At 40.1% G+C, this 23,927-nt stretch carries 19 protein-coding genes and 1 pseudogene; 10 read left to right on the top strand and 10 right to left on the bottom strand.

The genetic code is table 11. The features are described from left to right. The 3 genes from H6A61_RS06610 to H6A61_RS06620 all read left to right on the top strand — a co-directional run. Positions 1–1,539, top strand: a 1,539-nt coding sequence (locus H6A61_RS06610) for a DUF3078 domain-containing protein (RefSeq protein WP_430746789.1), incomplete at its 5' end; no start/stop codon positions are given. 22 nt (positions 1,540–1,561) lie between these two features. After that, positions 1,562–2,194 carry a trimeric intracellular cation channel family protein gene (locus tag H6A61_RS06615; protein ID WP_239469129.1) on the top strand — a complete coding sequence of 211 codons (633 nt, stop codon included), beginning with the start codon at positions 1,562–1,564 and terminating at the stop codon, positions 2,192–2,194. After that, a complete protein-coding gene (locus H6A61_RS06620) occupies positions 2,184–3,023 on the top strand; it encodes an N-acetylmuramoyl-L-alanine amidase-like domain-containing protein (RefSeq protein WP_204392240.1) in 840 nt (279 codons plus the stop codon). The genes H6A61_RS06615 and H6A61_RS06620 overlap by 11 nt, the downstream gene beginning before the upstream one ends. A gap of 36 nt (positions 3,024–3,059) precedes the next feature. On the opposite strand, the gene H6A61_RS06625 is transcribed toward H6A61_RS06620, so the two are convergent. The 6 genes from H6A61_RS06625 to pyrB form a co-directional block, all read right to left on the bottom strand. After that, positions 3,060–3,776, bottom strand: coding sequence for an OmpA family protein (locus H6A61_RS06625; RefSeq protein WP_154044231.1), 717 nt, complete (start codon positions 3,774–3,776; stop codon positions 3,060–3,062). A 93-nt stretch (positions 3,777–3,869) separates the two neighbouring features. After that, entirely contained in the window at positions 3,870–5,150 is a 1,281-nt protein-coding gene (gene glyA, locus H6A61_RS06630; protein ID WP_204392242.1) for a serine hydroxymethyltransferase, read from the bottom strand. 42 nt (positions 5,151–5,192) lie between these two features. Next, a complete protein-coding gene (locus H6A61_RS06635; RefSeq protein ID WP_235340824.1) occupies positions 5,193–5,921 on the bottom strand; it encodes a porin family protein in 729 nt (242 codons plus the stop codon). 7 nt (positions 5,922–5,928) lie between these two features. Next, a complete protein-coding gene (locus H6A61_RS06640) occupies positions 5,929–6,495 on the bottom strand; it encodes a flavin reductase family protein (RefSeq protein WP_154044233.1) in 567 nt (188 codons plus the stop codon). Between the two features lie 2 nt (positions 6,496–6,497). Then, a complete protein-coding gene (pyrI, locus tag H6A61_RS06645; RefSeq protein WP_204400978.1) occupies positions 6,498–6,956 on the bottom strand; it encodes an aspartate carbamoyltransferase regulatory subunit in 459 nt (152 codons plus the stop codon). Between the two features lie 26 nt (positions 6,957–6,982). Next, the gene (gene pyrB / locus H6A61_RS06650) at positions 6,983–7,924 is read right to left on the bottom strand and encodes an aspartate carbamoyltransferase (RefSeq protein ID WP_204392246.1); all 942 of its coding nucleotides are present in this window, start codon (positions 7,922–7,924) and stop codon (positions 6,983–6,985) included. Positions 7,925–8,093: 169 nt separating this feature from the next. Here pyrB and H6A61_RS06655 point away from each other — a divergent pair. Together H6A61_RS06655 and H6A61_RS06660 are read left to right on the top strand one after the other, a co-directional pair. After that, positions 8,094–10,687: pseudogene (locus H6A61_RS06655) on the top strand (family 78 glycoside hydrolase catalytic domain). A gap of 378 nt (positions 10,688–11,065) precedes the next feature. Further along, on the top strand, positions 11,066–13,393 hold the full coding sequence (locus H6A61_RS06660; RefSeq protein WP_204392248.1) for a transglycosylase domain-containing protein: 2,328 nt from the start codon (positions 11,066–11,068) through the stop codon (positions 13,391–13,393). A 128-nt stretch (positions 13,394–13,521) separates the two neighbouring features. Here H6A61_RS06660 and H6A61_RS06665 read toward each other — a convergent pair whose 3' ends face one another. Next, on the bottom strand, positions 13,522–15,684 hold the full coding sequence (locus tag H6A61_RS06665; protein ID WP_204392250.1) for a S46 family peptidase: 2,163 nt from the start codon (positions 15,682–15,684) through the stop codon (positions 13,522–13,524). After that, positions 15,684–17,849 (bottom strand): S46 family peptidase, encoded by a 2,166-nt coding sequence (locus H6A61_RS06670; RefSeq protein ID WP_204392252.1) that lies wholly within the window; start codon positions 17,847–17,849, stop codon positions 15,684–15,686. Before H6A61_RS06670 ends, H6A61_RS06665 begins: the two co-directional genes overlap by 1 nt. A 306-nt stretch (positions 17,850–18,155) precedes the next feature. Between H6A61_RS06670 and H6A61_RS06675 the strand changes: the two genes are divergently transcribed. The 4 genes from H6A61_RS06675 to H6A61_RS06690 all read left to right on the top strand — a co-directional run bounded on the left by H6A61_RS06675 (position 18,156) and on the right by H6A61_RS06690 (position 20,858). Then, on the top strand, positions 18,156–18,848 hold the full coding sequence (locus H6A61_RS06675) for a DUF4369 domain-containing protein (protein ID WP_204392254.1): 693 nt from the start codon (positions 18,156–18,158) through the stop codon (positions 18,846–18,848). Positions 18,849–19,012: 164 nt separating this feature from the next. Then, positions 19,013–19,564 carry a DUF4251 domain-containing protein gene (locus H6A61_RS06680; protein ID WP_154043661.1) on the top strand — a complete coding sequence of 184 codons (552 nt, stop codon included), beginning with the start codon at positions 19,013–19,015 and terminating at the stop codon, positions 19,562–19,564. A gap of 23 nt (positions 19,565–19,587) precedes the next feature. Further along, positions 19,588–20,208: a DUF4136 domain-containing protein gene (locus tag H6A61_RS06685; RefSeq protein WP_204392256.1), complete on the top strand. Its 621-nt coding sequence runs from the start codon at positions 19,588–19,590 to the stop codon at positions 20,206–20,208. 14 nt (positions 20,209–20,222) lie between these two features. Beyond that, positions 20,223–20,858, top strand: coding sequence for an outer membrane beta-barrel protein (locus tag H6A61_RS06690; protein ID WP_204392257.1), 636 nt, complete (start codon positions 20,223–20,225; stop codon positions 20,856–20,858). An 82-nt stretch (positions 20,859–20,940) separates the two neighbouring features. Here H6A61_RS06690 and H6A61_RS06695 read toward each other — a convergent pair whose 3' ends face one another. Both H6A61_RS06695 and H6A61_RS06700 read right to left on the bottom strand, forming a co-directional pair. After that, positions 20,941–21,528 carry a Crp/Fnr family transcriptional regulator gene (locus tag H6A61_RS06695; protein WP_204392259.1) on the bottom strand — a complete coding sequence of 196 codons (588 nt, stop codon included), beginning with the start codon at positions 21,526–21,528 and terminating at the stop codon, positions 20,941–20,943. A gap of 20 nt (positions 21,529–21,548) precedes the next feature. After that, positions 21,549–22,436, bottom strand: a complete 888-nt coding sequence (locus tag H6A61_RS06700; RefSeq protein WP_204392261.1) for a YitT family protein — start codon at positions 22,434–22,436, stop codon at positions 21,549–21,551. 225 nt (positions 22,437–22,661) lie between these two features. Between H6A61_RS06700 and H6A61_RS06705 the strand changes: the two genes are divergently transcribed. Further along, entirely contained in the window at positions 22,662–23,891 is a 1,230-nt protein-coding gene (locus H6A61_RS06705; RefSeq protein WP_204392263.1) for an LL-diaminopimelate aminotransferase, read from the top strand. The last annotated feature ends 36 nt before the right edge of the window (positions 23,892–23,927 follow it).

The following is a 23,927-nucleotide window of genomic DNA, read 5'->3' on the forward strand; positions in this document are numbered from 1 at the left end:
GCTTCAGATTTAAAAGGATATTCTATGGTGCAGGATTCAATTATTACTCTTTCTCCTGATTCTGTAATTGATATTGATTTATTGTTGAATGATACAACCATCTTTAAGGAAGTAAAAGATAGTATAAACAATGATACATTGGCGATTGATTCAATAAAGGCTGATTCTTTGTTGAAGTCAAATGTTGACACGGTTCTGGTTAATAAATCAGATACTATGGTTAAGAAAGTTGTTCCGCAAAAGCCTGTTGTGGTTATTCCAAAGTCGGTTATAGAACTCAATAAAATATATTCTGACTACAGAAAATATTCGGAATGGGCACAAGAAAGATGGGATGATATTTATCTCTCTTTGTCGGAGATAGATATGAAGTCTGATTATTATAAATTCGTAGTACCTCTTACATATTATTCCAAGTCTTTTGATGAGGCTTCAAGCATTGATTCGTGGTTCCCACGAGATATACTTGTGAATGACTCTTTGCGTAAGGCGTCAATGTTGGAAATCGGTATGCCTCATATGCAGATATCATCCGAGGTAGATAGGCGTATAAATAGACAGTTGCTAGATTTTTATGTGCAATATCCGCAACTGGTAAAAAAGAACGAAACTAGCTTGAGAGGACTTGATTTTATGTCTTCCGAAGACATGACTTCAGCGCATCGTGAAGATAATATCATAAGTCTGATACAGAACAATGCCGGTTTTGATCAAATGTCTGATTCTGAATTATTGGTGTTGAAGCCTAATTTCTGGTCATATGGAGGAAACGGATATCTTCAGTTCTCACAAAACTATATTTCTGAAAACTGGTATAAAGGTGGTGAAAGTACTAAATCACTTGTTTCCGGATTTACATGGCAGGTAAAATACGATGATAAGCAGAAAACACAGTTTGAAACAAAATTGGAATGGAAGCTCGGATTTATAACAGCGCCATCCGATACGGTACATACATATAAAGCCAACAACGACTTGTTGCGTCTTACATCTAAGTTAGGATATAAGGCGATACAGAATTGGTATTATACACTCTCTGGTGAATTCCAGACACAGTTCTTCTCAAACTACGCTACTAATTCGGACGATTTGGTATCTGCTTTACTTTCACCGGCTACTCTTAACGTCGGTCTCGGTATGGACTATAAGTTTGTAAAAGATGGAAAAGTAGATTTGTCTGTACTGCTTAACCCTATAAACTACACTTTGTATAGTGTAAGGAGTGATAAGGTAGATCCTACGAAGTTTAATATCGAAGAAGGTCATAAGCGTGAAAATGTATTAGGTTCGCGTATTAATGCCACTTTGACATGGAAAATTATCCCGTCTTTATTGTGGGAATCAAAATTCTCTTATACAACCAATTACGAGAAGGTGTTCAGTGAATGGGAAAATACTTTCACATTTGTAGTAAATAAGTACTTATCTACAAAACTGTTTGTTCACGCAAGATATGACGATGGAGTAACCAAAGAGCCTGATCAAAGTTATTTCCAGCTGCAGGAACTGTTTAGTTTTGGTTTGAATTATACATGGTGATTTTTATAATTTGTAATTATATATGTTTGAAATTCCATCTTTTGTTGAGATACTTGATTTTATAGGAACTTTTGCTTTTGCAATAAGTGGCATCAGATTGGCTTCTGCAAAAAGTTTTGACTGGTTTGGCGCTTATGTGGTTGGTCTTGCAACGGCTATTGGCGGTGGTACCTTACGTGACTTGCTTCTTGATGTAACTCCTGCCTGGATGATAGATCCTATGTATCTTATCTGTACGGCTCTGGCAATGTTTTTTGTCATACTGTTTCGTCAATATCTTATACATCTTAATAATACATTTTTTATATTCGACAGTATAGGTTTGGCATTGTTTACAGTGGTAGGTGCTACAAAAAGTCTTGATTTAGGATATTCGTTTTGGGTAGCGATAATCATGGGAAGCATTACAGGTGCTGCCGGTGGAGTCATTCGTGATGTTTTCATCAATGAAATTCCGCTTATATTCCGAAAGGAAATATATGCCATGGCATGCGTGGTAGGTGGAATCGTTTTATGGTTATGTTATATTGTAGGTTTTGAAAGCTATATTTCGCAAATAGCTTGCGGAGCTACAGTCTTTATTGTTCGTATAATAGCAGTCAAGTATAAAATCACATTACCTATTTTGAAAGGGGAACCTGTAGATGATAAATAAGCAGTTTTTTATTTTCATTGTAATATCATTGCTAGCCAATCCGGCTTTCTCTATAAATCACGATTCATTGTTTGTTGACAGTATAATAGAGAACAGTGCAAAGGCTGATTTCAAGTCGGATGCAGATAGAATAATGTTCTTTGCAAAGAGTATGATTGGGATACCTTATTGTGGAGGAACATTGGATGTTAATGAAAACGAAAGTCTGGTGGTGCGTACGGATTCGGTAGATTGCACCACATATGTAGAAACCATATTGGCTATGTATTTGGCTTCAAAGGCAGAGGATGATGAGTATAGTGATTTTAAAGAAGCGCTCACTCGAATCAGATATCGTGACGGAGTGATAAAAGGGTATTCTTCCAGACTGCATTATTTTTCGGACTGGGTGGCTGATAATGAAAAGAAGGGAATTTTGTATGAGGTTACATCGCGTAGTAATCACTCGCAAAGGCATTTTTCTATAAATTATATGACAAAGCATTCCGGATTGTACCGTCGCTTGAAAGAAGATTCTTTATCAGTAAATGAAATGCTTTGTGTAGAGGAAAAATGGAAAAATTATGATATGTCTTACATTCCAAAGGAATTACTGAAGGAACATCATAATAATATAGATATCTGTAATGGTGATATACTAGCTCTGACTACAAACATAGACGGGCTTGACGTATTGCATTTGGGATTTGCAGTTTGGGTTGACGGTAATATTCATCTTCTTCATGCCTCGTCTTTATATGGTAGAGTAGTTCTTGACCCTATGTCGCTTTATGAGTATCTGAAAGATAGAAAAAAACATACGGGAATAAGGGTGATAAGAGTAAAATAAAAAAGATGTTCAGGAATAACCTGAACATCTTTTTTATTATTGTAGTGTACCGTTTTCGGCTTGTTTGATCATTTCTTCACTGGCATACATGTAAATTTCAACACGTCTGTTTTCTTGACGTCCGGCTTCTGTATTATTGCTGGCAACAGGATTTTCTTCACCAAGTCCTTCTACTGCTTTTATTTGGTTTCCTGATACGCCACAAGCCAGAAGATAACCCGAAACGCTTGCCGCACGTTGCTTTGATAGTTCAATGTTTTTCTGTACGCTCTCTGCAGCTGTTGAGTTTTTCCATCCTGTGTTGTCCGTGTACCCATAGATTACCACGTCCATGTTAGGGTTCTGTTTGAGTACATTGTTTGCAAAATCAGTTAAGGAACTTTTTGCTGATGCACTTAAAGTTGAGCTGCTGGTACTGAATAATATTCCGGAAGCAAAAGTTACTTTTACTGCTTGCAGACCATTGTTGTCTGTCACCTGTTCCACTTGTGCATTTTCTATTTTGGCAGCTTCTTCAGCCGCCTTGTCCATCTTCTTTCCAATAAGTACTCCGGCTCCTGTACCAACGGCAGCACCTACAGCAGCGCCGATTGCTGCACCTTTTCCATTTCCTGCCAATCCGCCGATTAAGGCTCCTAAAGCGGCTCCACTGCCACCGCCAATCATACCACCTTTAGCAGTATTGCTCATACCGCAGCTGCCCATCAAAATTCCGGCAGATAGAATTAAAGCTACATGTTTGTAATTTGTCATTGTAATTTAAATTGATTGTTTAGTTATATCCATATATACAAATGTCCGATATAATTTGTTTACATCGGACATTGATTTTTTTATTGATTTCTTTTAATAAGCGAAAATAGGGTAGTTTTTCATCTTTTCGTTTACTCTTGCTCTTACAGATGCTATCACTTCTTCGTTGTCAACATTTGAAAGAACTGTTTCTATCATTTCGGCTATTTCGTACATCAAATCTTCCTTTGCACCGCGTGTAGTGATTGCTGGTGTACCAAGACGGATTCCTGAAGTCTGGAAAGCAGAACGTGTATCAAATGGGACCATATTCTTGTTAACTGTGATATCAGCCGATACCAAAGCCTTTTCAGCTACTTTACCTGTAAGGTCTGGGTATTTTGTTCTCAGATCGACAAGCATTGAGTGGTTGTCAGTACCACCTGATACGATAGTGAATCCTCTGTCCATAAGAGCTTGTGCCAATGCAGCAGCATTCTTCTTAACCTGCATTTGATATTCCTTATACTCAGGCTGCAGACATTCGCCGAATGCAACAGCTTTTGCTGCTATTACATGTTCCAGCGGACCACCCTGAATACCTGGGAATACAGCTGAATCCAATAATTGTGACATCATCTTGATTTCACCCTTTGGAGTTTTCTTTCCCCATGGGTTAGGGAAGTCCTTACCCATCATGATGACACCACCACGAGGGCCACGCAATGTCTTGTGAGTAGTAGAAGTCACGATATGAGCATATTTCACTGGGTTATCAAGCAAGCCGGCAGCAATAAGTCCTGCAGGATGAGCCATGTCAATCATAAGCAATGCGCCTACTTTGTCGGCAATGTCTCTCATTCTCTTATAGTCCCATTCTCTTGAATATGCAGAGCCTCCACCTACGATGAGTTTCGGTCTTTCTCTTAGAGCGATTTCTTCCATCTGGTCGTAATCAACTCTTCCAGTTTCCTTATTCAGGTTATATTCGCATGGAGTATAAAGTATTCCTGATGTATTTACAGCTGAACCATGTGACAGATGTCCTCCGTGCGCCAGGTTAAGTCCCATAAACTTGTCTCCAGGGTTCAATACTGCCAGGAATACTGCAGCATTAGCCTGTGCTCCTGAGTGTGGCTGTACGTTAGCCCATTCAGCTCCGAAAATCTGTTTTAGTCTGTCGATAGCTATCTGTTCACTTTGGTCAACTACTTCACAACCTCCGTAATATCTTTTTCCTGGATATCCTTCAGCATATTTGTTAGTAAGGCATGATCCCATAGCTTCCATTACCTGGTCGCTGACGAAATTTTCCGATGCAATCAGTTCTATACCTTTAAGCTGACGCTGGTGTTCTTTTTCTATAATTCCGAAAATTAAATCATCTCTTTTCATAGTTGTGAATAATTTATTTGTTTGTAAATGGTTTTTCCCGTATTAAAATATTGCACCTACAGAGAAACTCAGAATGTTTTTACGTCTTTTAAGCGTAATTTCCTTTTCGTTATATGGTTCCGGAGTAGATGCGTGATCATATGAAACAGACTTGGTGATATTGTTGCATCCTATTTCATATCTGAAGTCAAAGAATATATTTGATATATTGACTCCTATGCCAAGTACTGCGCTGTAGTTTATAGGTTTTATATGTTCAACGATATTTTTCTGGTAGAAACCAGAGTACTCGCTGTAACTTTGTTTTTTTATTGTCCATGCTATTTTAGGCCCAAGAAAGAACGACATTCCGTATGGATATGAATCAATAAATTTATATCCGTACAGAATTGGAACCTCCAATGACGATATTTTTGTTTTAATCAGGGCATTGTCTTCAAGTATGGTTGCATTTTCGCGCAGATTGCTCATGCTTATACTTCCATGTGAAACGGCATACGAAATTTCCGGTTGTATGAAGTGCTTTTTTATCAGATTTATTCGTGTGAAAAGAGTGGCAATATATCCCACCTTGTAGTTGTTCTGTATGTCTGTAATGTCTTGGTCTCCATATGATATTTCGTCTGTAAATGTCATAGTAGAGTTAAATCCCCCTTTAATACCTATACTTACTCTCTGCTTTTTCTCATGTCGCATGATATCTTGTGCATACAGCTGTGAACTGCATGCAATCATTACAACAGAAAATATATATATAAGTATATGTCTCATTGTCGGCTTATTTCTTCTTTTCGACCGACCATCCGAATTTACCTATTTTTTCTCCCAATGAGTAATATCCGCCATGCACATACACCAATAAGTTGGATTGTGCAAGTTCGAATTTTCCTGTTTCCGAATTTAGGTATTTCTCGTCGGCTTTAACGTTTACCACATCGGCTATGAACATATCGTGCGATCCCAGTGATATCACTTCTTTTACCCTGCATTCTATACAGAGTGGTGATTCTTCTATAATGGGAGCATTGACCACAGATGCTTTTCCCGGTGTTAGTTTCATTTCGCTGAACTTGTTGAAGTTCTTGCCCGATCTCACTCCGCACCAGTCTGTGGCATATGCCATATCTTTAGTGGTAAGGTTTATCACAAATTCCATATTCTTTTTCAGAATAGGATAGGAGTGCCTTTCCGGTCTTACCGATATGTAACACATAGGTGGGTTGGTACATATAGTACCTACCCACGCTACAGTAATTATATTATATTCTTCTTCACAACTGCCGCAACTCACCATTACGGCAGGAAGCGGATAAACCATTGTTCCGGGTTTCCAGTCCTGCTTCATTATCAGATAAGTTTAATATTGTCCTTCTGCTGTTCTTTTTCGCAGTAATGACATTTCAACAGTCCTTTTTCCTTGTCAGTCACGTGGAACCAAGTCTGCATAGGTTCGTTGTTTGTGATACATTTAGGATTGTTGCATTTCACTATACCTTTCAGTTCGTCAGGCATGATTGCTTCTTTCTTTTCCACAACCGCATAATTTCTGATTACATTCAGTTTGATGTTTGATGCAACTACAGAAATACGGTTGATTTCTTCGTCTGTGAAAAATTTGTCAGCTATTTTTATAATACCCTTTTTGCCTAGTTTCTTGCTTTCAAGGTTATATCCTATAGTGATATTGCTGTCCATGTCCTTGAGGTTCAGCAGTGAAACTACAGTGAAAAGTTTGTCTGACGGTATATGGTCTATTACAGTGCCGTTTTCAAGAGCGGCTACCTGCAGTTCTTTTTTTTCGTTCATGGTCAAAATGTATTTATATCCTGTTATTATTTTTCTGTATCGGCTTTTACTTCGTCAAGAGTAATACCCAATACGTCACAAAGAATAGCCTGACGGGCATACAGTCCGTTTTGAGCCTGCTGGAAGTAGTATGCTTTTGGATTGTCATCTACATCGTAAGCAATTTCGTTGACTCTAGGCAGTGGATGCAGGATACGCAGGTTAGGGCGTGTTTTCTCCAGCATTTTGTTGTTCAGAATATATACATCTTTTACTCTCTCATATTCCATCAAGTCGGTGAAGCGTTCTCTCTGTACACGTGTCATGTAAAGAATATCTGCATCAGCAATTATATCTTCGTTGAATTCAGTGTGTTCCACATATTTAATATTATGTTCCTTGCAGTAGATTTTGTATTCTTCCGGCATTTTGAGTTCGTCCGGTGCAATGAAGTGGAATGTAGGATTGAAATGGCGCATAGCCATCAATAGAGAGTGTACTGTACGTCCGTATTTCAGGTCGCCCACCATGTAGATGTTCAGGTTTTCCAGAGTTCCCTGTGTTTTGTATATGGAATACAAGTCCAGCATAGTTTGTGAAGGGTGTTGGTTTGCACCGTCGCCGGCATTTACGATAGGCACCTTTGTCACTTCACTGGCATATCTTGCGGCTCCTTCCAGATAGTGTCTCATTACGATAATGTCAGCATAGTTGCTCACCATCATAATGGTATCCTTCAGAGTTTCGCCTTTTGATGAGCTTGTTACCTTAGGGTCTGTAAAACCTATTACTTTTGCACCCAGACGGTTAGCAGCTGTTTCAAAACTAAGGCGAGTACGAGTTGATGGCTCAAAAAACAATGTTGCCACAATTCTTCCTGCCAGAAGGCTACGGTTCGGCTTCTTCTCAAATTCTCTTGCCATTTCCAACAGATAAAGTATTTTCTCCTTGGAATGTCCGGCAATAGTAACTAAACTTCTATTTTCCATATTAGCAGTTTTATGTTTATTTTTTAATACCGAAGCCCAAAGGTACATAAAATATTTCAAAGTTCCGCCCAATAATGGATATTTATGAGAAGTTTCTGGAAATAGATTGCTATTACAAAGATTTTCCGTAATTTTGCTTTATAACTTTAAGATCTATACATTCCTTTTTATGAAAACGAAACTATTGAAAAATGTCTTTTCGAGTGCAATTATTACGGGGTTTATTGCATTCTCAGTGTCATGTACGGTAAAGCAGGAAAATGATGTTTGCCGCGTTGCTGCGTTAAATGATTCTATATGGAAGTGTTCATCATGGATATCTGTCTCGGATGCGCCGGTGGTGACCGGAAAGGTCATCGACGGAACACGTTCGGCTGATGGTGCCAGCTGGTTTGTTACTACTGTTACTAACAGTAAGGACGTCAGGCAGGCCCTATGGATGACAACAGGTCTGGGGGTATATGATATATATGTAAACGGCACATTGGCTGGTGATGAAATATTGAAACCAGGTTTTACCCATTATCAGAAAACCAGACTGTCTTTTACTTATGATATAACTAATGTATATAATTCAGACAAAGGAGAAGAAAACATTTTGTCGGCACAGGTAACTCCCGGATGGTGGGCAGATAAAATAATAACACCTTATAATAATGCAGGTATGATAGGTAAGAAATGTGCATTCCGCTCTGTCCTTGAATTGACATATACCGATGGAACCAAGGAATATGTCGGTACTGATACCGAAAAGTGGAAAGCCGGTATTGCCGGACCTGTTACACATGCCGCTATCTTTGATGGGGAAGACTATGATGCGCGTATATTACCGGGATATGAAACTCCGGAAAAACTTTCCAAGCCTGAATTGAATACCGAATTTAAAGGTGAAATAATTCCGTCTGTTGGAGCTGATGTGTATTTCCGCAAAGATCTCGCCCTGCCACCTGCAGAGGTATATATTTGGAAAGGTGTAACCGGAGAAAGTGATGATGAGTATGGTAAGGTCAATATTCTCAGGAAATACAGTCCTGAAGAAACCATTACAGTTTCATCTGGTGAAAATCTTGTTGTTGATATCGGTCAGAACTGTGCTGCTGTACCTTCATTCGTTTTTCAGGCCGAGGAAGGTACTGTATTGGAGTGTTTCCCGTCAGAACTTCTTAATGACGGCAATGGCGCTAAAAGCCGTGGTATGGACGGACCGGAAGGAAGTGTACACCGTCTGAATCTGAGAATACCTGATGACGGTATGAGGCTTAAATATATATTCCCGTCATGTGAGTCGTATGTGGAGTTCTGTCCTCGTAATACGTTTTTCGGCTATCGTTTTGTTACAATACGTACTTCAGGTGATGTCAGTATCAAAAGCATAAGATCCGTTCCTGTCACTTCTATAAAAAAGGAAATGGAAACCGGAAAAATTACAACCGGCAATGAAATGGTGAATAAACTTATATCAAATACAGTGTGGGGCATGCGCTCGAATTATCTGTCGGTACCTACAGATTGTCCGCAGCGTAATGAAAGGCTTGGTTGGACTGCTGATACTCAGGTCTTTGCCGAAACCGGTACATTCTTTGCAAATACATTGTCATTCTTTCATAAATGGATGAGAGATATGATGGATACACAAAGCGAAACAGGCGGCTTCCCCGGTGTAGCTCCTTTGGCACAATATGGTGGTGAGATGATGAGAGTGGGATGGGCAGATGCAGGAATAATTGTTCCATGGACAATGTGGAAACAGTATGGAGATGCCGGTATAATAGAACAGTGCTGGGAGTCTATGGAGAAATATATCAATCACGTAAACGATACAAAATATGACCATAATGTATTGAAGGAAGAAAACATGAATTACCAGTGGGCCGACTGGCTTAGTTATGAGCCGCTTGAAAGTTGTGGCGGTGGAGCTTTCGGTAAAAACAGAAAAGGAAATCCGGGCCCTCTTCCGGATGCCGTTGATTACTGGAATTATCTGAGTGCATCATATTGGATAATTGATGCCGGCATGATGCGTGATATGGCTTTGGCTACCGGTAGGGATGCTTCACGTTATGAGAATATGGTTGCTGAGGCAAAAGCATATGTCAAGGGTAAATTCTTGACAGCCGACGGAAAATTCAAGACTGATGTTCTTAATACTATGCAGACTCCTGCGCTTTTTGCACTTAAAAACGGATTGGTGGAAGGTGAAGCAAAAACTTCTTTAATTTCACGTTTGAGGAATAATTTTGCGGAACACGGCAATTGTCTGCAGACCGGTTTCTTGGGAACTTCGATACTAATGCCTGTACTGACAGAAAATGGAATGTCGGACATTGCATGGGAATTGCTTCTCCAAAGAAAAAATCCGAGTTGGTTATATTCCATCGACAATGGTGCAACCACAATATGGGAAAGATGGAACAGCTACATGATAGAGTCCGGTATGGGACCCAAAGGCATGAACAGTTTCAATCACTATGCTTACGGAGTGGTGTGTGAATGGATTTGGGAGAGCGTTGCCGGTATTGCATCCGATCCTGATGTCCCGGTTTCAGGCATATAATAATGAAACCGGTGCCTGACAAGAGGATAGGATTTGTAGATGCTGTATATGATTCTGCATCAGGGCGTATAAAGAGTTCGTGGAAATACGAGGGCGATACATGGATTTGGGAGTTTACTGTTCCTGAAGGTTGTACCGCATCGGTAACTCTTCCTGGTGAGGAAGTGGCAAAAGAATATGGTGCTGGAGATTACAGAATTGTAAGATAATAATATGAGTGAGCCTTTAAAAGAAATATATCTTTATCGCAGCAACACTCAATCACCATTCTAGGGTAGAGTAGCGTTTCTCCTTCTTTATGGAGATTTCTCATTTCCTGCATTACGTATTTTGCCATAGTCCGTAAAATTTTATTAGGTTAGTATAAAAGTTTTTTCTCCCGTTAGTAAAGTTTATTTTATGCTTTTATAATCTATAAATATAAGTTGTGTTTATATAAATCACAGTTTGAAATACGATTCTGTCATGACTAAATTTGAAAACTTCAGTTTTCATTTGTTTTTGCGCTCACCTTTTGCTAATTTTGTGCCGATTTGTTTCCTTTTTGGAGAATTAGGGAACTGATATGTAACAAATAAGCTATTTCAATGAGAAAAACTTTTATCATCGTACTTTGGGCGTTGCTGCTGATAGGAATACTGGCAACGTATATAATATTTTCTGCTATCTCGGATGGCAAGATAGGATATGTGCCACCTATCGAGGAACTGGAAAATCCTAATCTAAAGTTTGCCACACAGGTTATTTCTGACGACGGAAAGGTATTGGGAACGTGGTCGCTCAGCAAGGAAAACCGTCTGTATGTAGGTTACGAGGACTTGTCGCCAAATCTGGTGCATGCTCTTGTGGCTACAGAAGATGTGCGTTTCAGCGAACATTCCGGTATAGATGCGCGAGCATTCATGCGTGCCCTTATCAAGCGTGGTGTGTTCATGCAGAAGAATGCCGGTGGTGGTAGTACTATTACCCAGCAGTTGGCAAAGCAGTTCTATTCGCCTACAGCCGACAATGTGATGGAACGTCTGCTGCAGAAACCTATCGAATGGGTGATTGCCGTTAAGCTGGAACGTTATTACACCAAAGAGGAAATCCTTACGATGTATCTCAATAAGTTCGACTTCTTAAACAATGCCGTTGGTATAAAGACAGCTGCAGGCACTTATTTCTCAAAAGAGCCTAAGGATCTGAGCATTGAAGAGGCTGCCACACTTATCGGTATGTGTAAGAATCCTTCGCTGTATAATCCGCGCCGTTTCAACGAACGTACTCGTGGACGTCGAAATGTAGTGCTCGACCAGATGCGTAAGGCTGGTTATCTGACTGAGGCTGAACGTGACTCACTTCAGGCATTGCCATTGGTATTGAGATACAGACCGGTTGACCATAATGACGGTCTGGCTACATACTTCAGGGAATATCTCCGAGGTGTGCTGAATGCCAAGAAACCGGTGAAGAAGAATTACCGTGGCTGGCAGATGCAGAAGTTCTACGAAGATTCCCTTGCATGGGAAACAAATCCTCTGTACGGATGGTGTGCCAAGAACAAGAAAAAGGATGGTTCAAACTATAATCTTTATACAGACGGTCTGAAGATTTATACCACTATAAATTCGCGTATGCAGCAGTATGCCGAAGAGGCGGTACAGGAGCATGTGGCTGAATACCTGCAGCCTCGTTTCTTCAAGGAAAAGAAAGGCAGAAAGACAGCTCCATATACAAATCAGCTCTCTAATGAGGAGGTTGAGGCTATCTTGAACCGTTCTATAAGGCAGAGTGAGCGTCGCCGTGTGATGAAGGCTGCAGGGTATTCGGATGATGAAATCATGAAGGCTTTCAATACTCCGCGTGAGATGACAGTGTTTACATATCAGGGTGAGAAGGACACTATCATGACTCCTCTTGACTCTATTAAATACTACAAGCATTTCCTTCGTGCCGGATTTATGTCGATGGACCCAATTACAGGATATGTGAAAGCATATGTGGGCGGACCTAACTATGACAACTTCAAGTATGATATGGCTATGGTGGGACGCCGTCAGGTTGGATCTACCATCAAACCGTACCTGTATTCGCTTGCAATGGAAAACGGTTTCTCTCCATGCGACGAGACAAGAAACGTTGAGGGAACTTATTTCGATGAGAATGGTATTGCATGGACTCCGAGAAACAGTTCGAAGAAGCATTATGGCGAGATTGTTACCCTGAAATGGGGTCTTGCAAATTCAAACAACTGGATTTCGGCTTATCTGATGAGCAAGCTTAATCCTTATGAGTTAGTTAGATTGATTCATTCGTTCGGTGTTCTTAATAAGGAGATACAGCCTACGATATCATTGTGCCTCGGACCTTGCGAAATTTCGGTTGGCGAAATGGTAAGCGCATACACGGCTTTCGTGAACAAGGGAATACGTACGGCACCGTTGTTCGTCACACGTATAGAGGACAACGATGGTAACGTTTTGGCAACATTCTCTCCACAGGTCAACGAGGTGATAAGCGAAAGCAGTGCCTACAAGATGCTTGTAATGCTTCGTGCGGTAATCAATGAAGGTACCGGTGGACGTGTAAGACGACTGTATCACATCACTGCTGATATGGGCGGTAAGACAGGTACTACGAATAATAACTCCGACGGTTGGTTTATGGGCTTCACTCCAAGTCTGGTGTCCGGATGTTGGGTAGGAGGCGAGGAACGTGACATTCACTTCGACCGTATGGCTGACGGACAGGGTGCTTCAATGGCTCTTCCTATTTGGGGTATATATATGAATAAGGTTTATGCCGACAAGACTTTGGGATATTCGCAGGAAGAGAAATTCGATATTCCTGATGAGTTCGATCCATGTAAGGATAAGGTTTCTGAACTGGAAGAAGAGAATACAAGTCGTCTTGATGACTTATTCTTCCAATGATGATAAGATTTAAGCGGCATTTAAATTCCGTTTAGATCATAACAAATAAAATCGCGCTTTGACGTTTCCTGTAGGACAGGGGAGTCAAAGCGCGATTTTTATTTATTCACTGTTGTTTGGAAATAGGCTTATTTGATGATTGTCATTTCATCAATCAGATGTCCTGCACCTGCAAACTTGTCGATGATAAACAGTGTGTATCTGATGTCAACACATGCGGCACGCTGCAACTGTGGGTTGTAGGCAATGTCGCCTGTAAGTCCTTCGTAGTTACGATCGAAACCTGTTCCTATCAGCTCACCTTTGCTGTTGAATACAGGAGAACCGGAGTTACCTCCTGTGTTGTCTGTTCCTGTGGCAAAGCATATAGGCATGCGTCCGTCAGGCATTGCGTATGGGCCGAAATCTTTCTTTTCATACAGTTCCTTAAGTTTTGCAGGAACAACGAATTCAGGGTTGTTAGGATCTTCTTTCTCCATAACACCTTTCAGTGTTGTGTAGTACAGATACTCCATTCCGTCTGCCGGTTCGTAAGAACCAATTTTGCCGTAAGTAAGTCTCAGTGTAGAGTTGGCATCAGGATAAACCGGTGTGCCGTTCTTGGCTTTCAGTTCAAGCATTCCGGCTACCCATGTCTTGTGTGCAAGATTATATGCGTCTGTTTCGGCTTTCATTGCATTTGATGTAGCGTTGTATCCGTCCTTTACAGACTTGGAATATTGTACCATCAGGTCTTCACGAAGAGTCTTGGTGTCAGGATTCTGAAGGAAAGCATCAAGTGCAGCCTGACTTCTGAAGATAGATTTGTCGAAACATGCGTCAACAAAAGCATCTGTATTTCCGCCGAAGTTCTCGTTTATCTGCTTGAAGATGCTTATGCGCTGTTCTGCCGGAATTAATTTTGCATAAAGAGCAATAAGCTGTTTTGAAACTTTGCGGTCAACTTCCGGATTGTAGTCCTTGTTGTAGAACTTCTTGTAAGCTTCTTTCAGGTTTTCTGTCTCTTCCTTTATGGCTTTCTTGTCGTTAGCTTCTATAGCGTTACGGAGTGCGTCTGTGTCAGGAACCTTGTAGAACTCTGTTCCCAGCATTAGCGCTTCGTAGATAGCCTGCTGATGATAAACGGCATTTCTGCGTTTTGCCACTATTGAGCGGATAGCATCGAAAGCTTCCTTGTAACTGTTGTTACCTATTTCACGGCCATATTCCAGAAGGTGTTCCTGCTGTTCTTTCTTCTTGTCGAGAACTTTCAGTTTGATCAACCCTTCGTTCATTCCTATTGCGTTCTTCCAGTAGTTGGCAGACGATGCGTATTTGGCTGCATACTGTATGCGTGTCTTTGCATCTTTTGCCATTTCTTCGCCAAGCACTCTGAGGCGTACGCCGCGGATAGTGTCGCGCATGAAGTTTGTGGTCTGCATGCGTTCTTCCACTTCGTCGCTTATCATGTATCTCCAGTTTCTTCCCGGAAATCCCATAACGAATGTAAAGTCACCTTCTTTCACTCCTTTCAGGTTGATTGCGATATGTTTCTTCACTTTCAGAGGAACGTTGGTTGCACTGTAGTTGGCTGGCTTTCCGTTCTTGTCGGCATAGATGCGGAACATTGAGAAGTCGCCGCAGTGGCGAGGCCACATCCAGTTGTCTGTATCGGCTCCGAACTTTCCTATTGATGAAGGAGGCGCGCCCACCATACGGATATCCTTATATACTGTCTTTACGAAAAGATAGTATTTGTTGGCTCCATAGAAAGGCTTGAGCTCCAGAACTGTGAATTCGTCTGTCTTGATTTTCTCTTTCTTGGCAAATCTTGCAGCCACTTTCGAAAGATATGACGGTGACAGGTAGTTCAGCCCTTCCGGGTCTTCATCTTTCTTAAGTTGTTCCTTGACGTAAGTTGTGACATCAAGTATCTTGTCGATGAAAGTGATTGTAAGTCCTTCGCAAGGTAATTCCTGTTCGCGTGTCATTGCCCAGAAGCCGTCTGTCAGATAGTCGTGCTCTACAGAACTGTGCTGCTGTATGTAGCCGTATCCGCAATGATGGTTGGTAAGAACAAGACCTTCGGCTGAGATTACCTCGCCTGTGCATCCGCCACCGAAGTGAACCACAGCATCTTTCAGCGATATGTTGTCGGGCGAATAAACATCGTCTATGCTGATGTCAAGCCCCAAATCGTACATTACTGCCGCATTCTGTTTTTTCAGGTCGGTCAGCATCCACATTCCCTCGTCGGCATGTCCGGCGAGGGTGAATGTGGTGAGTAGTGATAGTAATATCGTTTTTTTCATTATTCTACGATTGTCATTTCGTCAATAAGATTCTTGCATCCTCCGAGTTTTTCTACAATGAAGAGAACGTAACGGATATCCACTGCAATACAACGCTGAAGGTTGTTGTCGAAGTTGATGTCTCCGCTCAGTGATTCCCAGTTACCGTCGAATGCACAACCGATAAGCTCTCCGTTGCCGTTCATTACAGGTGAACCAGAGTTACCGCCAGTGATGTCGTTTGTAGTAAGGAAGCATGTAGGCATTTCACCGTTTGCCATAGCATAACGTCCGAAGTTCTTTGTAGAGTATAGTTCTTTAAGTTTTGCAGGAACCACGAATTCAGGGTTCTGTGGGTCTTCTTTTTCCATTACACCTTTCAGAGTAGTGTAGTATTTGTAGTGTACACCGTCTTTAGGATCGTATGGCTTGACATTTCCGTAAGTCAGACGGATAGTGAAGTTTGCATCAGGTGCTTTTGGTTCCGGTGCATACATTTCGCAAAGTCCTCTCACGTATGTCTTGTGCAGCAGATTGATACCTTCGCTTGCAGCTTTAAGCTTTTCAGAAAGTTTCTTGCTCATTTCAGCTTTTGCTTCAGAGTACTGTACCATAAGGTCGTTTTCGATAGCCTCTATTGTAGGGTTGCTGATGAACTTGTTGAAGTTTTCTTCGTTAGCGAAAATAGAGTTGTTGTAGCAAGCGTCAATATATGCGTTGTAGTCGCCGTTGAATTTAGCCTTGATAGTTTCGTAGAACTCAGGAAGAGCATCTGCAGGAACTTTGGAAGCGTAAAGAGGAATCAGGGCTTTTGCTACCTTGCGGTCAACTTCGTGGTCGTAGTCCTTGTTGTGTACATCTGCAAATTCTTCTTTAAGTGCTTCTACAGCTTTTTCGATATCTTTCTTCTTGTTCTTTTCAAGAGCTTTCTTCAGGTTGTTGAAGAGAGTGTAAGAAGATTCGAATTCTATACCTGTTCTGAATACTTCGCTGAAATAAGTTGACTGAGTGCGGATAGGTTCAACAGTCTTTACGTATTCATCGATTTTTTCAACTACTCCCTGATAGTCGGCATTCTTTTTAGCCATTGCAAATTTAGCGAAACGAGCTTCCTGTTCAGCTTTTGTTTCAAGCACTTTGTTGTCGATGATGGCTTTATTCATACCGATAGAGTTCTTCCAGTAGTTGCTTGAGCTTGCAAATTTGCTTGCATACTGGATACGAACCTTATCGCTTGCAGCCATTTCTGCTCTCAACACATTCTGTCTTGCTTCGCGGACTTCAATTCTTGGAGTGTTTGTACCTGTCATTCTCAGTTTCACTTCGCTTTCAGTAAGATAGCGGCTTGTGCTTCCAGGGAATCCCATAATCATGGCATAGTCGCCTTCCTGAAGACCTCTCAAAGAGATAGTAAGGTGTTTCTTTGCCTTCAATGGGATGTTGTCCTTGCTGTAGTCGGCTGGATTTCCGTTCTTGTCTGTATAGATACGGAACATAGAGAAGTCGCCTGTGTGACGAGGCCACATCCAGTTGTCTGTTTCACCGCCGAACTTACCGATTGATGAAGGTGGAGCAGCTACCATACGTACGTCTGTATAAGTCTTGATATAGAATACGTAGAATCTGTTACCTTCGTAGAAAGGTAATGCCATAGTTGTGATGCCAGGAGCTTTCTTCAGGTCGCTTTTTTTCAGGTCGTCGGCAGCAATTTTTTTCAGATATTCGCTTCCGAATGATTCGGCTTCTTCAATTTTGCCTTTTTTGATGTCATTATTTACTCTGTCAGTGACGTCAACTATACGTTCAACAAACTTGAATGTCAATCCCGGAGTAGGGAGTTCTTCTTCCATACTCTTAGCCCAGAAACCGTCTGTCAGATAGTCGTGTTCCACTGAACTGTGCTGCTGGATTGCATCATAACCGCAGTGGTGGTTCGTTAGGATAAGTCCATTAGGAGAGATGATTTCACCTGTACATCCTCTTCCGAAAATACCTACTGCATCTTTCAGTGTAATCTGTTCAGGATTGTAGATGTCTGAGATGTTCATTTTCAAACCTTGTGCCTTCATTTTGTCAGCCAGATTCTGCTCTTTCATCAGCTGCAGAAGCCACATTCCTTCGTCCGCCTTCGATGGCGTGAATACTGAGCACAGAAGTGCCAGTGCCAAAACTTTGATTTTCTTCATTTGACTATAGTTTTTGAATTGTTATTGTTTAAAAAAGTTCAAAAGTGACCAATTGGAAAGTAAAATACATATATACCTTTATCAATGAACACTAAATAGGATACAAAGATAACATTTAAGGACAAAATAAGTTTGTTTTTATGATATAAAAATATTCATAATGTAACGAAATATAATCTCTTACATCATGTTTTCATCTTTTTTAAATGTATAATCGTCAAGTATTTAGTATAATTTGTGATAAAAATTTTCTTATGAAATCATAAAGGAGTTACCTTTGCAGCAGAATAATTTCTTTTTATTTATATGTATAGGTTTTGTTTTGTCTTATTATTCATAACTACATTGGTGTCTTGCGGAAAAAAGTATAAGGTAGATGGCGTAACTTCCGTTTCCAGACTTGATGGCAAGATGCTGTTCATAAAGGTTGTTTCAGGAGACCAGCTTGTCAGCATAGATTCTGCAGAAGTTATTCATGGATATTTCAGTATGAATGGTAAGGTGGATTCTGTAGTGCTTGCATCGCTTTATATGGACGATGAATGTATTATGCCGCTTGTTCTGGAAGAGGGAAATATTAATATTGAAATAGATAATGTAGGCATTTCCATAAAGGGAACTCCTCTTAACGACAGCTTTAATAAATTTATCGAAGAAAAGACTGCCATTGATGATAAGGCATATGAAGTGGAGAGGGAAGAAAGCCGTATGATCATGGATGGCATAGATATAAATACTGTGCAGGCTGAGATAGACAAACAGAGGGCATCTGTAGGAAAACAGATGGATAATTTGGTAAAGACATTTATTCAAACAAATTATGAAAATGTTTTAGGTCCTGGAGTATTTATAATGATAGGCAATTCTTTGCCTTATCCGTTTATGACTCCTTTGATGAAGGATATTGTAGATGAGGCTCCTGAAGTGTTCAAGAATAATTATCTGGTAAAAAACTATATCACGTTGGCTGGTGAGTATAGCGAACAGCCTTTGCAATGACTCCTGCAGGGCTGATAATATCATTTTGGAAATCCAGGTAATTAATGGGGAAAATCACCTATTCGAAATATACAAATCCCTATGATAATATAGGAAATTTCTATTTTAAAGGTAAATTTATCATTCTAATTTTGCTTTGAATTAAAAAAGAAAGGAGAATTAGTATGAAAATAGTTGTAACCTTCATTATTATGATGATGCCTTTTATGGCATGTAATGTTTATTCGCAGGAGTGTGAGAAAAACATTGATTCTGAAAAACTGTTAGAGGAGAGGATTGACAGTCTGAAATCGTTCGAAGCAGAGAAAGCTATTACAGACAAACATTTTGTATTGGAGGCAGATAAGGTGGAGTTCAAACGTGGAGAAACCGTGTTTGTGAATTCTAATACAAACTTCGTTTCTGTTGCCGATGACAAGTCAGTGGTGCAGGTCTCATTTAATGTCCCTGTGTCCGGACCTAACGGCATTGGCGGTATAACACTTGATGGTAACATATCGAATTATAAACAGAAGCAAGATAAAAAGGGTAATATCAGTATCTCGATGAATGTTATGGGGGCTGGAATTTCTGCTGTAGTCAATATCGTTAAGTATGCAGGCTCCAATAAAGCGTCTGTGACTATATCACCAAATTTCAACTCAAACCGTATTACTCTGAGCGGATATATTGTTCCTTATTATAAGAGCCGCGTGTTTAAAGGAAATTCTATTTGATAATCATTTTAAAACTTGTGAATATGAAAAAACTATTATTTTTTGCTTGTTTGACGTTTGCGTTAGCTTCGTGCGAAAAAGATCCTGACATGTCAGAACTTGACACAGATTTGACGGTATATACTGATTATGACAGTAGTGCTGATTTTGGAAGTTACAAAACATATTTTCTACCGGACAGTATATTGGAAGCTGGAGGACATAAAGCTACTTACTGGAAGGATGAAAATGCGATGAAGATAATAAAAGCTGTAGAAAGTCAGATGAATGAACGTGGCTATACCCGTTTGACAGATCCGGAAGATAAGGATAATGCAGATTTGGGTATTCAGCTGTCTTATGTTGATGAGTCGTATCAGGTCGTATCCGGAGGATATTTTGGCGGATGGTGGGATTACGGTTATTGGGGCCCATGGTGGGGAGGATGGTATTATCCTTATCCGGTGACTTATACTTATAGCACCAACACTCTGGTTATGGAAATGGTGGATTTGACAGGTGATACTGACGGAAAGAATATTCCGGTGTTATGGTATGCCAATGCTTCCGGAGCACAATATAGCGGTATGTATAATTTGCAATTGCTTGTAAATTCAGTGCAACAGGCATTCAAACAGTCGGAATATATTCAATGTAATAAATAAAAACGGAGGTAAAAATGAAAACTTATAATAGTATATATAAAAGGTTAATGGTGTTTTGCTGTTTTCTTTCAGCGTTAGTTCTCTCAGCAAATGCACAATGGGATGTCAGAAATCTTAATCTTGTGATAGACTGGCAGGTCAATGCTCCGTTCTCTACCGGATATGCAGATAAAATCAGCGGCTGGGGAATGAATTACGAATTGAAGTATGAAGTTAATCCTCGTTGGGATCTGGGAGTTTTTGCTTCATTTCATTCAAACCATCAATATGTGGAAAGACAGACATTGCAGCTTTCGCCTACTGAAAGTCTGACAACAGACCAGCAACGTTCGGCATTCCAGGTGCCTTTTGGTGTAGTGGCAAACTATAAATTGTGGGATGGAAAGCATTTTGTCCCTTATGTTGGATTAAAGGCAGGTACGATGTTTGCAAGAAACACTACATATTATGGAGTAAAAGGTTTGTATGATAAAGCATGGGGAGGATATGTTTCTCCTGAAATAGGATTTAATATTTATCCGTGCAAGAACAAGAACTGGGGATTCCATGTGGCCGGATATTATAGTTATGGAACAAATAAGACATATACCTTAACCAGCGAAATAAATGGTCAGAATAATGCCGGTTTCCGTGTCGGTGTAATCTTCTGATAAATATAAATATTAAAGGCAGGAAGTTTGAAACATATGTTGGAACTTCCTGCCTTTATTCTTATTGTTTGAAATCTTTTTTTTATGAGTTAAGACTGGCCGAACGTACACGGCTTAGAGTCTCCGGAGTCATCTGCAATAATGATGCTATATATATAAGTGGAGCCCGCTTCAGTATTTCCGGATGTCTCTGCATGAGCTTGTTGTATCTTTCGTTTGCAGGTTCAAACCTTAACGTATCGGCCTTCTGCTGTGACGTGATTAATGATTTCTCGAATATCCTTCGGTATAATGTTCCTATTTCGCTGTTTAGCGATGCCAGACGCTCTATGTCATGTTTGTCGATTTTCCATGCTATGGTTGGCTCCAGGGTTTCAATCATTAATTTTGTAGGTTCTTCGTTAAAGTAACTTTCCAGACATACTATTATCGCATCTTCGTATCCGATATGTTCTGTAAGGTCTTTATCGTATTTGAAGTAGAACTGGCGTGTCATGCCTTTGTCTATGAAATATAGTGACTTGCACACTTGGCCCTCGTCCAGTATTTTCTCACCTTTCTTGTATTTTTCAACTGTAAGTATTTCAGCGAATGCCTTTAATACTTCTTTACTTAGCGGACAATCCAATGTAAAGGATATCCTTTTGGCAATATCTAAATTTGAGTTCATATTCATTGGATTATTATTTATTACTTAACTTTGATTTTATCGAAACCTTCACCAAATACACCGATTACTGCACTTTGTGATACAAAAGCGTTAGGGTCAATGTCTTTAATCAGACGGAAAATCATGTTTGACTCACGTTTTTTTGCAAGGACGAACATCATTTTCACATTATTGTTCGTGTAACATCCCACTCCGTCTATAAATGTAACCCCACGGTGCAGATCTTTGTTTATCCTTTTACCTATTTCTTCGTATTTACGGGATATGATGAAGAATTGTACAGACTGGCGTGCGCTGTTTACTACTTGGTCCAGTACAAAGCTTGATATGAACAATACTACATATCCGTAAACCACTTTCTCCCAATCATGCAGTACAAAATAGCTGGATGATATAATTATAATGTCACATATCAGAATTACTCTTCCCAGCGTGATGTCGCGGTATTTATTGATGATTGCTGCAATAATATCAGTACCTCCTGTGCTGCCGTTTGCGGAAAATGCTACACCTATACCTCCGCCGCAGAAAGATGCTCCAAGCACGCATGCCATGAAGGGCTGGTCGTTAATAAGCGATCCTTTGATGAAATGCTGGAATATTGGTGTGGCGAATGTAAGTACACCTACAGCAAATATGGTTTTCAGGCAGAATTTTAATCCCAAAATCTTTAATGCCAGAAGAAGAAGGCTGAAATTGATAATCAGATAAGTATATTGTACTGGAAAACCGGTTGCCCAATATACTACAGAGGCAATGCCAGGAACAGCACCGGAAGGCAAATTGTTCGGTAATAAAAATACTGTCCATCCTATGGCGTACATAATCATCCCTAATGCAATCAATAGATAGTCTTTAGTTTCTCTAAGTAATTGCTGTCTATTCAAATTCTGAAAAATAGAACTCATCTTTCATCTATTTTTATTAGTAAAACAATTATATTTTTTAACCGCAGCAAAGTTACTAAAAAAAATAATTATTGATATAAATCAATTGTGAAAAATGCGGATTAATATCAGAATGTAAAAAAAGTTTAGTAAAGACGTAACTTGATATACAAAAGCGCCGTTTTATATTTCATTAATGACATTTTTTTCATATTTTTGCAGCCGAATAGACTAAAAATATGATATATGGCATTAGTCAACGAACATTTGTTAAAACTGCCCGACAATTATTTATTTACTGACTTGGCGAAAAAGGTAAATACTTTTAAGGTTACTCATCCTAAGGCGGATGTCATTAATTTGGGAATAGGTGACGTTACCCGTCCGATACCGCAAGCGTGTTTGAATGCTATGCATAAGGCACTTGAGGACCAGGCAAAAGCAGAAACATTCCATGGCTATGGACCTGAACAGGGGTACAGCTTTCTTATAGATGCCATATTGAAGCATGATTATGCATCAAGGGGAATCAGTCTTGAGCATAGCGAGATATTTATTAATGACGGAGCGAAAACGGATTCCGGCAATTTCGGGGATATTTTAAGGCATGACAACAGCATTGGAGTAACCGATCCGATATATCCTGCATACATAGATTCTAATGTATCGTGCGGACGTGCAGGTACTTTGGGTGAAGGATACAGGTGGAGTAATGTGATTTATATGCCGTGCAGTCCGGAGAACAATTTCATACCACCTATTCCGGAGCAACGTGTTGATATCGTGTATTTATGTTTCCCAAATAATCCTACCGGTACTGTCTTGACTAAGGCTGAACTGAAAAAATGGGTGAACTATGCTATAGAGAATGACACGCTTATACTGTTTGATGCAGCTTACGAGGCGTATATAAGACAACCTGATATTCCTCATTCTATATATGAGATAAAAGGTGCGAAGAAAGTTGCCATAGAATTCAGAAGCTATTCAAAAACAGCCGGATTTACGGGAATAAGATGCGGATATACAGTTGTTCCCAAGGAAGTTACTGCATCAACTCTTATGGGAGAAAGGATCTCGCTTAATAAATTATGGCTTAAAAGGCAGACAACCAAATTCAACGGTGCGTCGTACATTGCACAAAGAGGTGCCGAAGCAGTATATAGTCCGGAAGGTAAAGAACAGGTCAAAGCCATGATTGATTATTATATGGAGAATGCCTCAATAATGAAAAAAGGGCTTACCAGTATCGGACTTAGGGCATACGGCGGAGAGAATGCTCCTTATTTATGGGTTAAAGCTCCTAAGGGTATGACATCGTGGGGCTTTTTCGATAAACTTCTTTACGAGGCTCAGGTGGTAAGTACGCCTGGAATAGGTTTCGGACCGAGCGGAGAGGGTTATATCCGTCTTACAGCTTTCGGCGACAGGGACAGGTGTAAGGAAGGAATACAAAGAATTTGTCAAAACATATAGATTTACATTTGAATAAACAATCAATATTATAATATA

Source organism: Bacteroides caecigallinarum (assembly GCF_016901995.1).
In the GTDB taxonomy this organism is placed as follows: domain Bacteria; phylum Bacteroidota; class Bacteroidia; order Bacteroidales; family Bacteroidaceae; genus Phocaeicola; species Phocaeicola cellulolyticus.

Bases quoted from the DNA above. Each gene is read 5' to 3' on its own strand.
- H6A61_RS06670 (WP_204392252.1), bottom strand. From the start codon at position 17,849: ATGAAGAAAATCAAAGTTTTGGCACTGGCACTTCTGTGCTCAGTATTC.
- H6A61_RS06685 (WP_204392256.1), top strand. From the start codon at position 19,588: ATGAAAAAACTATTATTTTTTGCTTGTTTGACGTTTGCGTTAGCTTCG.
- glyA (WP_204392242.1), bottom strand. From the start codon at position 5,150: ATGAAAAGAGATGATTTAATTTTCGGAATTATAGAAAAAGAACACCAG.
- H6A61_RS06675 (WP_204392254.1), top strand. From the start codon at position 18,156: ATGTATAGGTTTTGTTTTGTCTTATTATTCATAACTACATTGGTGTCT.
- H6A61_RS06635 (WP_235340824.1), bottom strand. From the start codon at position 5,921: ATGAGACATATACTTATATATATATTTTCTGTTGTAATGATTGCATGC.
- H6A61_RS06695 (WP_204392259.1), bottom strand. From the start codon at position 21,528: ATGAACTCAAATTTAGATATTGCCAAAAGGATATCCTTTACATTGGAT.
- H6A61_RS06705 (WP_204392263.1), top strand. From the start codon at position 22,662: ATGGCATTAGTCAACGAACATTTGTTAAAACTGCCCGACAATTATTTA.
- H6A61_RS06680 (WP_154043661.1), top strand. From the start codon at position 19,013: ATGAAAATAGTTGTAACCTTCATTATTATGATGATGCCTTTTATGGCA.
- pyrB (WP_204392246.1), bottom strand. From the start codon at position 7,924: ATGGAAAATAGAAGTTTAGTTACTATTGCCGGACATTCCAAGGAGAAA.
- H6A61_RS06660 (WP_204392248.1), top strand. From the start codon at position 11,066: ATGAGAAAAACTTTTATCATCGTACTTTGGGCGTTGCTGCTGATAGGA.
- H6A61_RS06665 (WP_204392250.1), bottom strand. From the start codon at position 15,684: ATGAAAAAAACGATATTACTATCACTACTCACCACATTCACCCTCGCC.
- H6A61_RS06700 (WP_204392261.1), bottom strand. From the start codon at position 22,436: ATGAGTTCTATTTTTCAGAATTTGAATAGACAGCAATTACTTAGAGAA.
- H6A61_RS06690 (WP_204392257.1), top strand. From the start codon at position 20,223: ATGAAAACTTATAATAGTATATATAAAAGGTTAATGGTGTTTTGCTGT.
- H6A61_RS06620 (WP_204392240.1), top strand. From the start codon at position 2,184: ATGATAAATAAGCAGTTTTTTATTTTCATTGTAATATCATTGCTAGCC.
- pyrI (WP_204400978.1), bottom strand. From the start codon at position 6,956: ATGAACGAAAAAAAAGAACTGCAGGTAGCCGCTCTTGAAAACGGCACT.
- H6A61_RS06615 (WP_239469129.1), top strand. From the start codon at position 1,562: ATGTTTGAAATTCCATCTTTTGTTGAGATACTTGATTTTATAGGAACT.
- H6A61_RS06640 (WP_154044233.1), bottom strand. From the start codon at position 6,495: ATGAAGCAGGACTGGAAACCCGGAACAATGGTTTATCCGCTTCCTGCC.
- H6A61_RS06625 (WP_154044231.1), bottom strand. From the start codon at position 3,776: ATGACAAATTACAAACATGTAGCTTTAATTCTATCTGCCGGAATTTTG.